Raw genomic sequence first — 12,824 nt, forward strand, 5'->3', positions numbered from 1 at the left:
GACAAAAGGTGATTAAGCGTACATAAGACATGCCAAACGCCTAACTAAAAAAGGCTATCTCATTATAGAAAAAATCTACCATGAGACAGCCTTTATATTATTAAAGCTCATCCGACCCTTAAGAATGCCATTGCTCCCAAGTTTGAAGTGGCATGACTTCCATCTCGGTCTTAGGATCGCGACCCATCAGCGCCTCAACGGCCTTACGGACGTCACGTCCTTCAAACAGTACTCCATACAGCACCTCTGTAATAGGCATCTGAACACCTAATTTTTGAGAGATGGCGTATGCAGCTTTTGTCGTTCGAATACCTTCTACGACCATGCCCATCGATTCTAGCACAGCATCAAGCTGCTGGCCCTGTCCCAATAGGGACCCTGCACGCCAGTTGCGACTGTGACGACTCGTTGCAGTGACCACTAGATCGCCAATACCAGCCAGGCCGGCAAAGGTTAAAGGATTAGCACCCATCTCAACTCCGGCACGGGTAATTTCAGCCAATCCACGAGTCAATAAAGCCGCTTTGGCATTATCACCGAAACCAAGTCCGTCTGACATTCCCGCACCCAATGCGATAATGTTTTTTAGCGCCCCGGACAGTTCCACGCCGAGCAAATCACGGTTTGTATAGACGCGGAAATAGGAGTTCATGAACAGCCCCTGTGCGGCCTGTGCAGCCTTCTCATTGGAGGAAGCTACAACGACCGTTGTAGGACACTTCTTCACCACTTCTTCCGCATGACTCGGACCAGACAGCACGGCAATATCGCCCTCCGCGACTTCCAGTTCTTCCGAGATCACCGTGGACATACGTTTAAGCGTTTCAGTTTCAAAACCTTTAATGGCATGCACTACCAGCATATCCTTGCTAAAATGAGCTTTCAGACTACGTGCTACCTGACGAGCAGCAGCCGAAGGAGATACGATAATCACTGCTCTAGCACCAGATACCGCAGTCTGCATGTCAGTTGTAGCTGAAATGCGATCAGACAAAATGGAGCCTGGTAAATAATGCTCATTCGTATGCTTCTCATTGATTTCAGCTGCTTGCTGCTCGTTTCTCGTCCAGACAGAGACATTGTTGTTATTGGCCGCAAGAACGGAAGCCAGGGCTGTTCCCCAACTCCCCGCGACCAGCACAGCTATTTTCTCAGACAAGACGATCTCCTCCTTTGGAGCCAAGCTTATTCTCATTCCCCCGTACCAGCTTGACTATGTTGGTACGGTGTCTCCACACAGCGAACAGACAAATGATTAGAGCCGTCCAGAATAACGGCCATGCATAACCAAGCACGAGTAATATCCAGGGGGTCAAAATGACAAAAATGAGCGATCCCAAGGATACGTAACGCGTCATTACGATTGCAAGTATCGCAATGATTCCGGCATATAGTGCGGGCAGTAAGGCAAGCGATGCCAATACACCAATAGCAGTCGCAATACCTTTTCCTCCACGGAAGTGAAAATATACCGGCCAGTTATGGCCCGCAATCGCCGCAATGCCGCACAAACCCGGTACCCAGGATGATTGTCCACCTAACCAGTGCCCTATTAGCACTGCAATAACCCCTTTAAGTACGTCCAGCAGCAGCACCAGGATAGCTGGGCCTTTTCCAAGCACACGCAGCGTATTCGTCGCACCGGCATTGCCGCTTCCATGCTGGCGAATGTCGATTCCTTTTAATTTTCCATACAGCAAACTAAAGCTGACAGAGCCAAGCAAGTAACTGAGTACGATGGCAACGATTTGTAAAATCAACCTATTCGCTCCTAACTTTCGTCAGACTTGCGCCGTGTAAAGATACGAATTGGAGTTCCTTCAAAATTGAAGGCGGCGCGAATTTTGTTCTCCAGATAACGCTCATACGAGAAGTGCATTATTTCTGGATCGTTTACGAATACAACCATCGTAGGCGGCTTAACAGCAACCTGGGTCACATAGTTAATGCGCAGACGACGTCCCTTGTCTGTTGGTGGAGGATTGATGGCAACCGCATCGGAAATTACATCATTCAGCAAATGTGTCTGAATACGCAACACATGCTGTTGCGCCACATGCTGTACAACAGGAAGCAGCTTTTGCAGGCGTTGCTTCGTTTTTGCAGACAAGAACACAATCGGAGCATATGTCATAAACAGAAAGTGATCGCGAATTTTCGTTTCAAACTGGTGCATCGTTTTATCGTCCTTGTCCACGACATCCCATTTGTTAACGACAAACAGCGATGCTTTACCCGCTTCATAAGCATAGCCAGCAATGTGCTTATCCTGCTCAATAATGCCTTCCTCGCCGTTAATAACGACCAGTACAACATCTGCACGCTCAATGGCACGCATGGCACGCATTACACTATATTTTTCGGTCGTTTCATAAACTTTACCACGTTTACGCATACCTGCCGTATCAATCAGCACATACTTTTGACCGTCTTTTTCAAAAGGTGTATCAATTGCATCACGCGTCGTGCCTGCAATGTCACTAACGATAACCCGTTCTTCTCCCAAAATGGCGTTAACCAGTGAAGATTTACCTACATTTGGGCGGCCGATCAAGGCAACACGAATAACGTCTTCATCATAGTGATCTTCTTCCAGCTCAGGCAAATTGGACGTAATGGCATCTAACAAGTCGCCTATCCCTGTTCCATGACTACCAGAAACAGCGATTGGATCACCAAATCCATAAGAATAAAACTCATAAATCAGATCGGCGCGACTGAGGTTGTCCACCTTGTTGACAGCTACGATGATCGGTTTACCCGAACGATATAGCATTTGAGCTACCTCTTCATCTGACTGTGTAATTCCTGCTTTCGCATCACTCATGAATACAATTACATCTGCTTCTTCTATTGCAAGTTCGGCCTGCATACGGATGGATTTTAAAATGACATCCTCACCATCAATCTCAATGCCGCCGGTGTCAATAATACTGAAGGATTTACCATTCCACTCCGATATACCGTATATACGGTCACGAGTGATTCCGGGTTTATCTTCCACGATGGACAAACGATCCCCGATAATCCGATTAAAAATAGTGGACTTACCCACATTCGGACGACCAACGATAGCCACAACGGGTCTTGCCATAAATTCACTCCTCCTGTCAATTCTTCCGCTATCATCATAGCAAAAAACATACCTATTGGCGATATGGTCACGTAACAACAATCGGCGAACCCTCTGGGTCCGCCGATGGTGTACGTTATGCTTATTATAAAATGTATTGATTTAAACTCATTTAAATTTGTTCAGCTTATCGCCAAAACGCTCGCCGAGCGTAATGCTCAGACCGGAATTATTGAGGGAAACGTTAGGATTATTCAGTTCCTCACGAGGTGCACGAGATGCACGTGGTGCTCTTTCTGCTTTAGGAGCAGCTTCAGGAGCTTCCTCAGTTTCTTTAATGCTCAGGCTAACACGTTTTTCGGAAGGATTCATTTCAAGAATTTTAACTTTCACTTCTTGTCCTTCTTCCAGAACTTCTTGTGGAGTTCCAATGTGTTTGTGGGAAATTTGGGAAATATGAACCAAACCTTCCACACCAGGAGCGATTTCAACGAATGCGCCGAAGTTAACCAGACGTTTTACAACACCTGTTACGATGTCATTGTTGTTGAATTGTCCAGCAGCCGATTCCCAAGGACCAGGCTGTGCAGCTTTCATGCTCAGGCTGATTTTTCCTTTTTCAGGATCTACTTTCAAGACTTTTACTTTCACTTGATCTCCTTCAGAAACTGCATCAGAAGGCTTATCGACATGAGTCCAAGCAATTTCAGACACGTGAACCAGACCGTCCACGCCGCCAACATCTACGAAAGCTCCGAACTGAGTAAGACGTTGAACCGTACCTACGATTTCTTGGCCTTCTTTCAGCTCAGCCATTACTTTAAGCTTGTTGGCTTCGAATTCTGCTTCCAGAACGTCTTTTTGAGAAAGGATCACTTTGTTATTTTCACGATCCAGTTCTTTTACAACAACACGCAATGTGCGGCCTTTGTAATCACTGAAATCTTCAACGAAGTGACGTTCTACCATGGATGCAGGGATGAATCCGCGCAGACCTACGTCTACCACGATGCCACCTTTAACGACATCATTTACAACGACTTCAAATACTTCTTTGCTTTCGAACAGTTGCTCCAACTTTTCCCAAGCATTTTCACTGTCGATTGCACGTTTGGACAGAACAAGTTTTTCTTTGCCATCGTCGATGCTGATAATTCTAGCTTCAACCTCTTGGCCTACTTGTACTGCTTCTTCTGCGTTATCCAGACCAGAAGACAACTCGCGAATTGGAATAACTCCATCGTATTTATATCCAATGCTTACTACCGCTTGGTTATCTTCCAATTTCACGATTGTACCCTTAACGGTGTCACCTTTTTTCAGGGAGACGATTTGATCGAGCTCGTCTTGATTTGCCGCTTCAGCAGCTTCTTGATTTTTAATTTCTTCCGACATGTCAATACCCTCCTCAATTCAAAAAAAACCATTTATTTAAACCTGCGCATGGCAGAGTTCAAAACATAAATAAACTTTTGTTCTAGTTTTCCGAGCTTAGACACAATTCATGCAAGCCTTTCAGTTATTCGTAGGCTTACCCGTTTCCTTCATCGTGCGAATACGAGACATAATTGCTTCTGTTGCCAGTTCAAGCGGATCTCCTGCGATATCGGCACCCTTTTGGTAAGCGTCCAAATTGACAGGTTTACCGTATAACACTTTCGTTTTACGGAAAAGCTTGTAATCACCAATGATGGCGACCGGAACGGCAGCCGCTCCACTGCGTAGCGCAAAGCTTGCAGCACCCTTTTTACCGATTCCCCCAGCTCCTCTGGAGCCTTCGGGAAAGATCCCCATAACCTTACCGTCACGCAAAATGTTCAATGCCAGCTTAATGGATTCCTTACTTACACCACCGCGTTTGACTGGAAAAGCTCCCAGTTTCCCAATTAGTGGACCTAGTACAGGAACATTAAACAGCTCGGCTTTTGCCATAAAGTGAACCTTTCGCTTCAACAAAATACCGACTGTAGGAGGGTCAAGATTACTAATATGATTAGAACACAACAGTACTCCGCCCTCGGCAGGAACATTTTCCCTGCCTACCGCCTCAAGTCTAAACAGAACGCGGTAAATGAGACGCAAAATACTGGCGCATACAGTATATATCATTGGCTGATCTCTCCATCCTTCTCCGTTAAGCAATAAGATACGATCGTATCAACGACATCCTGAATGCCCATATGGGTCGTATCGAGCACGATGGCGTCCTCACTGCAACGAAGCGGGGATACCTCCCTCTCCTCGTCAAGCTTGTCACGTGCCGCAATGTCACGTTCTAGCTGCTCCAGAGTGATATCATCAGTTTCGCTCAGTTCTTTAAAACGGCGAGAGGCACGTTCCTGAACACTTGCGGTCATGAACACCTTGACTTCCGCATCGGGAAGTACAGTTGTTCCAATATCGCGACCATCCATAACGACACCCTTGCGTGCAGCCATTTCACGCTGGTTTTCAGTCAAACGTGTACGTAAACCAGCAATACTTGAATACTGTGACACGTTGCTAGTCACTTCCATCGAACGGATCACAGTGGTTACATCTTCCCCGTTACAATAAACCTTTTGGCCTGTGGGGTCCGGTACTAATTCAATCACCAGCTCAGGTACATGCTGAAGCACTTTTTGTACATTTTCTGCAGGAATTTCCTTACACATCATGTACCACGTTGCTGCTCGGTACATGGCGCCGGTATCTACATATACATAAGAAAGTGCTTTCGCCACCAGGCGGGCCACTGTACTTTTCCCTGCACCAGCAGGTCCATCAATGGCTACATTTATTTTGTTACTTGAAGATACATGTTGCCTTGCCAACAGGGAATTCCTCCTAACCTAACCTCAAGAAAAAAGCAGGCATTGCCTGCGACGTGAAAATTATACCACACATTTATAGGCGATGCAAAATAAGCGACAGGTTACTAAAAAAGAAAAATTTCGGATGATTAAGATTTTTCCCGGAATTCCAGCTGCCGTTCAAAACAATATTTAATCAGTTTTTGGCGCTCCTGATCAGCAATTTTCTCATATTTCAGCATAATGAGTCTGCGGCCGTTTTCCATCTGCTGAATACGTACAATTTCAGATTGGAACGGAACATGCTCTTGAGTTCCGTTTTTATAAGGGACCAAAATCCAGCAAGATAATGATTCTCCTTCTTCAAGATGATGAGCTCCCTGGGTCTGAAAAGAAACGCCTCCGCCTCCCACATCATGCGTCTCTGCTACAAATCTGGACTCGTTCTCACCATGCTTTACCGCAATTTCCAAGTTGGCCTTAACCCGAAGAAAGTTTCGGCGCTGAATTTTGCTGATGCTGTCTGGAGCAGGTTTGTGGATGCGAACCATCCGGAGGATATCCTCTTTAAAACCCGTAACGTGGGTATTGAAATAATTTTTAATACCTCCCTCGCTCATAAAAAATATAGACAGCTCTTCCCCTAGAAACAATTTTTTCAAGTGTCCACTTGTTTGTGACATAGGAATTTCAATTAGAAAGTTCTGTGACTCCTCTTCCGCAATACGAGACTTAAATTCAAAAATCTCGTCCTTATGGTCAGTACCAGCCACTTGTATGTATAACACATCATTAATTTTGGGAAACAAATGATCCACCATCCTTGTCCATTAAAAGCTCTAATTAAGGTATATAATACCACGACTTTATGCCTATATTAAGCATTATATTTGTTCGAGCTATGACTAAAGCACAAAAAACCTCCTTCATGAAGGAGGTTTAGAGTGACTATTGATTCATTTTCATGTAATCAACTACGCATTACTTGCAGTAACCTGAGGTTCATCTGAATCTTTAACCTCTTCAATCGTTTCTTCCATCCCTGTATTGGCGTTAATGTATATCCGGTAAACGGAACCATTGATTTTACCACCAAATTCATAACACAGAACTTCATTCGAAAGTTCATTTTCAATTAAGGCTTTACGGTGGTAAGTTTCACGAAACTCAGGATTCAATTTTGCTCGTGCTGCATTCAAATTCAATTTCGCTTGCGGAATGCGGCGGAGATGACTATGCTCATACACATAATCACTGGATTGAAAACCGATCACTTGTCCGTTATCAAGGCCTGATCTGACTGTGATTTTTTCTGGATAGATAATCACGTCCCCTTGTTGGCTCGCAAATGTAATGTTAGCTAAATTCCCGCTTTCATCATATGCAACTGGCTTCATTCCTTTGTAACCTTTTTGTTCAAGGTATTCACTAGCATAGCGAATCGCTTCATTACGTGTTGCTTTTTTAGGACCTACTGCCCTCATGTCATGATAAGAAATAAGCTTGCCGCCTTTTTTCGTGAAATCCATACTGGCCACGGGTTGCTTCTTATTTAGCAGGGTAGCTGTATAAGATGCCCATTCCGTTCCTTTACCGTTTTCGTTCACACGAATCTGACTTTCCGGTTTTCCTGTAAATTCAGCGGCATTTCGTTTAATTTGTTCTGCATTCACTGCCGGGAGACTCAATTTTTTCACAGAGCGTTTATCATAGATGCTGGCTACAGACGGTCCCCAATCCAGCTCCTTGTAGTTTTCCACCTTTTTGTCCACGGTTTTAAAGCCATCAATAATGGTATTGTCCTTCGGCCCAGTTTGAGAACCTGCCGCCATATCTACATCCATCCATCGCAAATTTTTACTAAGGACCTTTTGCTGCACTTCCTGCATGTTTTTCGAAATTTCTTTGGAATTGTTATATAACGTTTTCAGGTTCGAAATTTCTTTCTCGTTTAAAGGCTCGTGATCCAGATCACGAACAGCGGTCTGATACGAAAATGCGGATAGATGTGACAGCAAATCCTTGGCATGATTAAAAGGCATTACATTGAGAGGCAACTGATTAACCTCATTTTGGGCCTCACTTGCAATCCTCCACACGTTCATCAAACATTTGCGGTGCATCGAGTGTGAAGTGTTATGGACAGCAACCGCGTTACCGAGTTGAGAATGCAACTGATCCATATGAAACGACAAATCGTGAAACGCACGCTGGTATTGATTTTCCGCTTTAATCGACATGTTATCTGCCTGAAGAGACACCTCTTTTCTCATCTGGCTTTGCTGATAACCCCACACAAATGCTCCTATCATCATCAGGGTAACCACCGGGAACAATACGGCACTAAGTCGCTTATACATATTGGGAGTCTCCTTTCTTCAAGTACACTACCGATAGTGTGACAAGAAGAAAGCTCTCTTATGCATGCTTTTCCATGACTTCAACAATAAACTCACAGTTATCGCAAATGCAGCGCTTAAAGCCGGTCTGAATCTGTCCTTGCTCTATGCGTCCTCTTAGCACAAAGCGTTCCCCGCATCTTTTACAATGAATTCTTACTTTTATGCGCAAAAAAAGACACCTCTTTCTCTAACAGGTTTGTCAGATCAGTGTGTCCCATTTCGTTACATATTAACCTTTTCTTCCCGCTTTAACAAGCGAAAAGGAGAACGGTTATTGGCTCGACTAATCTTCGCCATTCCCCCATACCATAGAAATGCCATCAGTGGAATGATAAACCAGATCCAGTCATGCGAAAATTTCGTCAAAATCAAATCGTATACTCCGTGCCAGAACCATGGAAGCACCAATGACAGCAACAACATGTATTTGCTCCTCAAGCCCTTTGAAAACTTGGCCTTCCCCATGTAGTAGCCCATCATTACGCCAAACATCGCATGACCGGATACCGGTAGCAATGATCGCATCAGCATCATGCTAATCGAAGCATGCCCCGCCCAGGCATATAACAGATTTTCAACCGTTGCAAATCCGAGTGAGACTGCGGCTGCATACAAAATACCATCATAAGGCTCGTCGAACTCGGTATGATTATAGATGATGTGATACAACAGAAACCATTTAAAAAACTCTTCCACTCCGGCTGAAATGCCGAATACCTGGATTAACGTGTGATCCCCTAGCCAAAGCAGCAGCCCGCGTTGAAAAATCATGACAGGAAGAACCACCAAAAAGCCGAGCAAAAACACTTTAATAACCATGTGCAGTGGCTCCGAATCATACCTGTCCTTCAAGTAAAAATACATCAATAAGGCGAGACCCGGCGCTGTGGCTGCCGCTAAAACCGAAAACAGAAGCACCGATCATCCCTCCATAAAAATGAGTCGGCCCTGCTTTCAGCGCAGAGCCGACAAATTCACTTCGATATCACTTTCAATAGAACGAATCAAGAACGGCTGTCAAAATGAGTGCAGATGACAGCAACTGCCTGTTCAGGAATGACCAGCTTGCCGTACTCTTCCAACATAGCTGGTGTAACGGATGAGCCTTCTCCAAATTCAGCAAGAACCGCGATTAAAGCCGCAAGCTTGGACTCCTCTACTTCTTCTGGTTCCAAATGCAGAATCCATTTTCCTCTATAATGATACAGCTTACCTGCTTCCGTAGTGTTGCTACGAAGCATATGAGCCGCTTCTATGAGAACTTCGAAATCGCTAAACGCGTAAACGATGGAATCGCTATGCTCCAGCGTGACTTCCATTTCGTAGACTTCTTCTGGAAGCTCCTCATCGGGACCCGAACCATACTGTTGATGGTCATATTTTCCCCGGGTGACGATAACAACCATTCCTTGAGCAGGAAGCGCAAAGACTTCGACAGCTAACGGTCCCGTGGCGTCGAAGCCCAGTTCACTGTATGCCTGATCCATCATTTCGGTAAACAGCTCATGAACTCTTGGAATTTCTTGCCACATATCGTCTTTTTGAATACCGCGTTCGCTCAAATCGTCAAAGGTAAGGAAAATCCGTATCTTGTCCTGACTTAATCTTTCTATTTTCATACTGGACCCTCCTCCTGGCAGCCGAGTGTTATTAACAGATTATGATGCAATTATGATGCCTGTGATGAAAATGGTTCTATGTAATCATGTTATCATTTTATAATCGTAAATGCACGCAATAAAAAGATAAAAAAAAGAATCATTTGAACGGCTTTTACAAAAAAGCCGCAAAATGATTCGGAATAAAGGTTTCTGGGTTACAATCCCGGTACGGCTGTATGAGTTTCTTTCAAAATTTGCTCGACCTCACGTTTAACATCGGGACTTGTGCTGATGAAGTCTTTAATCAACTTCATATTCTCTTCTTTGTTCTTGGCAGTATGGGCGTTATGAGCGGTTTTATCTGTTTGTAAATGATGGTCTTGATCCTTATGGGTGTCTTCTTTATTGAGCGTTATCTCGCCCATTCCGGGGAATGCCGCGTCCATCATTTTAGTACGGGCTTTCTGCACTAAATTGCCGCCTTTTTTTCCACCCATGTCCATAGATAAGCCCAACATGTTGCGGTTGCGGGAGATCAAAGAGCTTGCGACAGCGCCCAAGACGATTCCCAGGAAAAATGAAGATGTTTTCACAATTAGAACCTCCCTTTGTGGTAGAATCAAGCATAGTGTTCGTCAGTAGTGACAAACTCATACGGTATAAAATACAGGAAGGTGAGATGAAATAATGGGTACAAAAACAGCAGCCATTTTGTTCACCGCATGTCTGCTGCTTAGTGCTTGCACTGCAACCAAGCCGGAATCTGCGGCAACAAGCAACCAGCAGGATTCGGCAGCGTCTGACTCAAGTAACAGCGCTAAAGATCAGAGCAACGTCTCTTCCCCAAAAAGCAGCAGTAAGCAAGCAGGCAGTGATGATCATAACTCAGCGGGTAAAACCAATGCACAAAATGATAAAACCAGCGAAAGCAACGAAACAGGAGCTGCGACATCTGCAACATCTGCAACTACCAATAACAAAATGTATCACTTGGATAAAGCCTACAATGTAATCCCTAACCAACAAGGTACCGAAAAAAAAGTCGTGTTACTGACCTTTGATGATGGTCCTAAGGAAGCAGCCATGATTAACAAAATCATAGATGTACTGGACAAACACAAAGCGAAAGCAATTTTCTTCGTAAACGGTTACCGTGTAAAAGAGCATCCTGAGTTGCTCAAGCTTATCCATGACCGTGGGCAGCCCATCGGCAACCATAGCTGGGATCACATCGTGCTGAAGAATAAATCTGAGCCCGAGGTCAAAAAACAGATTGAAACAGTACAAAAAGCTGTTAAGGACATTACAGGACAAGCCCCAGTATTCTTCCGTCCCCCTCATGGTGCAGGCGGAGACGTAGGTCGCAAGGTCGCTAAGGAAAACGGTCTCCTATACATGACATGGTCCGTCGGTTCTCTGGACTGGACAATGAAAAAGTATCAGCCTAATAAAACGGAGGCACTCCTCAAAAACGTAACAGAACAACTTCATCCAGGCAGCAATATTTTGATGCATGAACTGCCATGGACAGCTGAGGCGCTGGACAGTATATTGACGCGTCTTGAGCAAAAGGGTTACCAATTTGTCGATCCGCAAGGCATTGAGGTTCCTGCCAGCTAATAGACACTTGCGTATACTCCGGATTAACTATAGAAGATGCAATAAAGGCCTCCATTCTCCGCTATTCATGCGGAGATGGAGGCCTTTACCGTATCATTACGCGCCTTGACCTAAGCACAGACGTCCATAATAACTTTATATTACCAAAGCATTTCACTGATGGGTGGTGCACCCTTGATGCCCCACCACAGTAACGCTGCAGTAATCAGCACAAAAAGAGTGCTCAAAAAATTTAAAAACCACTTACTTACCCGAATACGGCGGGAAGGAAACATTTCCGCCCGCGTTCGATACTCACTGGCAGGAGTGTCATTCTCCATCGTCACAGCAACTTCTGGTGCAGCGGCAACGTGAGCCAATTCTGGCACGGGCCGTGAAGCACGGGAGCGAACTGGTTTAGATTTTGACCTGTCCTCCTCCTTGCCTTTGCGACCATTTCGACGGCTACCATAGGTCTGCACTCTGCTAAGTTCCTGATTCATTCTTCATACCTCCGAAAACGTAACGCTAAACCAGATATAAGGTCAATCACAAAATGACAAATGATCGGTGCCCACAGACTACCGGTCTGCACATATATGTAGCCCAATCCATAACTGCTAAGAAAAACCCAGCCAGTGGGAATCCAATGCCGTAAATATCGGATATGAATCACCGCAAACAAAATGCTTGTCCAATAAGGACCAAAGCTGTACTGAATCGCACCTCTGAACAAGAGTTCCTCACAGATGGAGACGATAGCTGCTATACAAATAATATGCCAAACCGGACGATTTTGAAACAGCATTTGGTTAATACCACCGTCATCCATAGCATCCTCAGGCATAATCCGGGATAGCAACAGATCCACAAGTAACATAGCGGCGGCCAAGCCCAATCCCCACCATAAGACGTGCAGAGTGTTCGGCAATGCAAATAGTTCTAACACATTTCTTTTCTGAAAAATAATCCAGATTGCGCCAATCAGCAGGGTCAGACCCTGAGTTAGATACAAATTGTAAAGCAGCAAGCGGTCATTCAATTCATGAATTTGCGCTCTTTTCCATTTCACTTTAAGCTTTTTCATAGTTAGTTAGTCCTCTGCATAGTCTTCTTTAGCATCATAGCCAAAAAGTCGGACGGATTCAAGAAGACTTAAATCTTAATTTTCCGCATTCTGTAGCTATATATCTAGCCGGCTATCCACACATGTCGCATGTCCTATTGACATGCCCATGTAAGCCATGATACATTATGAAAAAATTATTAGCGACAACAACAATGATGGAGAAAAGGTATTGATTTCGTCCTCAGAGAACCGGTGCTTGGGTGGAAGCCGGTGACGAAGTAACTACTT

14 protein-coding genes and 1 other annotated feature (1 of these 15 cut by a window edge) are annotated in these 12,824 nt (G+C 44.6%); of the genes, 1 reads left to right on the top strand and 13 read right to left on the bottom strand.

The window, feature by feature from the left end; all coding sequences use genetic code 11:
- Window positions 1–118: 118 nt before the first annotated feature.
- The 11 genes from NLX82_RS02360 to NLX82_RS02410 form a co-directional block, all read right to left on the bottom strand.
- Window positions 119–1,159, bottom strand: a complete 1,041-nt coding sequence (locus tag NLX82_RS02360) for an NAD(P)H-dependent glycerol-3-phosphate dehydrogenase (protein WP_023989185.1) — start codon at window positions 1,157–1,159, stop codon at window positions 119–121.
- Window positions 1,152–1,760 carry a glycerol-3-phosphate 1-O-acyltransferase PlsY gene (gene plsY / locus NLX82_RS02365; RefSeq protein ID WP_025723065.1) on the bottom strand — a complete coding sequence of 203 codons (609 nt, stop codon included), beginning with the start codon at window positions 1,758–1,760 and terminating at the stop codon, window positions 1,152–1,154. Before plsY ends, NLX82_RS02360 begins: the two co-directional genes overlap by 8 nt.
- Window positions 1,761–1,771: 11 nt before the next feature.
- Window positions 1,772–3,094 (bottom strand): ribosome biogenesis GTPase Der, encoded by a 1,323-nt coding sequence (der, locus tag NLX82_RS02370; RefSeq protein WP_013310744.1) that lies wholly within the window; start codon window positions 3,092–3,094, stop codon window positions 1,772–1,774.
- A 147-nt stretch (window positions 3,095–3,241) separates the two neighbouring features.
- Window positions 3,242–4,468 carry a 30S ribosomal protein S1 gene (rpsA, locus tag NLX82_RS02375; protein WP_013371699.1) on the bottom strand — a complete coding sequence of 409 codons (1,227 nt, stop codon included), beginning with the start codon at window positions 4,466–4,468 and terminating at the stop codon, window positions 3,242–3,244.
- Window positions 4,469–4,588: 120 nt separating this feature from the next.
- Window positions 4,589–5,182 carry a lysophospholipid acyltransferase family protein gene (locus tag NLX82_RS02380; RefSeq protein ID WP_069079974.1) on the bottom strand — a complete coding sequence of 198 codons (594 nt, stop codon included), beginning with the start codon at window positions 5,180–5,182 and terminating at the stop codon, window positions 4,589–4,591.
- Window positions 5,179–5,886 carry a (d)CMP kinase gene (cmk, locus tag NLX82_RS02385; RefSeq protein ID WP_023989187.1) on the bottom strand — a complete coding sequence of 236 codons (708 nt, stop codon included), beginning with the start codon at window positions 5,884–5,886 and terminating at the stop codon, window positions 5,179–5,181. The genes NLX82_RS02380 and cmk overlap by 4 nt, the downstream gene beginning before the upstream one ends.
- A 128-nt stretch (window positions 5,887–6,014) precedes the next feature.
- Window positions 6,015–6,674, bottom strand: a complete 660-nt coding sequence (locus NLX82_RS02390; protein WP_023989188.1) for a flagellar brake protein — start codon at window positions 6,672–6,674, stop codon at window positions 6,015–6,017.
- A gap of 165 nt (window positions 6,675–6,839) precedes the next feature.
- Entirely contained in the window at window positions 6,840–8,225 is a 1,386-nt protein-coding gene (ypeB, locus tag NLX82_RS02395; protein WP_023989189.1) for a germination protein YpeB, read from the bottom strand.
- A gap of 264 nt (window positions 8,226–8,489) precedes the next feature.
- Window positions 8,490–9,185, bottom strand: coding sequence for a glutamic-type intramembrane protease PrsW (gene prsW, locus NLX82_RS02400; RefSeq protein WP_023989190.1), 696 nt, complete (start codon window positions 9,183–9,185; stop codon window positions 8,490–8,492).
- An 86-nt stretch (window positions 9,186–9,271) separates the two neighbouring features.
- On the bottom strand, window positions 9,272–9,886 hold the full coding sequence (locus NLX82_RS02405; RefSeq protein WP_013310751.1) for a genetic competence negative regulator: 615 nt from the start codon (window positions 9,884–9,886) through the stop codon (window positions 9,272–9,274).
- Between the two features lie 197 nt (window positions 9,887–10,083).
- A complete protein-coding gene (locus NLX82_RS02410) occupies window positions 10,084–10,461 on the bottom strand; it encodes a hypothetical protein (RefSeq protein ID WP_023989191.1) in 378 nt (125 codons plus the stop codon).
- 94 nt (window positions 10,462–10,555) lie between these two features.
- On the opposite strand from NLX82_RS02410, the gene NLX82_RS02415 reads away from it, so the two are divergent.
- Window positions 10,556–11,488, top strand: coding sequence for a polysaccharide deacetylase family protein (locus NLX82_RS02415; RefSeq protein WP_075154396.1), 933 nt, complete (start codon window positions 10,556–10,558; stop codon window positions 11,486–11,488).
- Window positions 11,489–11,628: 140 nt separating this feature from the next.
- On the opposite strand, the gene NLX82_RS02420 is transcribed toward NLX82_RS02415, so the two are convergent.
- Together NLX82_RS02420 and NLX82_RS02425 are read right to left on the bottom strand one after the other, a co-directional pair.
- Complete coding sequence (locus NLX82_RS02420; RefSeq protein ID WP_023989193.1) at window positions 11,629–11,970, bottom strand: hypothetical protein; 342 nt, start codon at window positions 11,968–11,970, stop codon at window positions 11,629–11,631.
- On the bottom strand, window positions 11,967–12,554 hold the full coding sequence (locus NLX82_RS02425) for a type II CAAX endopeptidase family protein (protein ID WP_025723057.1): 588 nt from the start codon (window positions 12,552–12,554) through the stop codon (window positions 11,967–11,969). Before NLX82_RS02425 ends, NLX82_RS02420 begins: the two co-directional genes overlap by 4 nt.
- 185 nt (window positions 12,555–12,739) lie before the next feature.
- Window positions 12,740–12,824: a binding site (T-box leader), on the top strand; it runs 165 nt beyond the window's last position.

This window comes from Paenibacillus sp. A3M_27_13 (assembly GCF_024213315.1).
GTDB classification, from domain to species: Bacteria; Bacillota; Bacilli; order Paenibacillales; family Paenibacillaceae; genus Paenibacillus; species Paenibacillus polymyxa_B.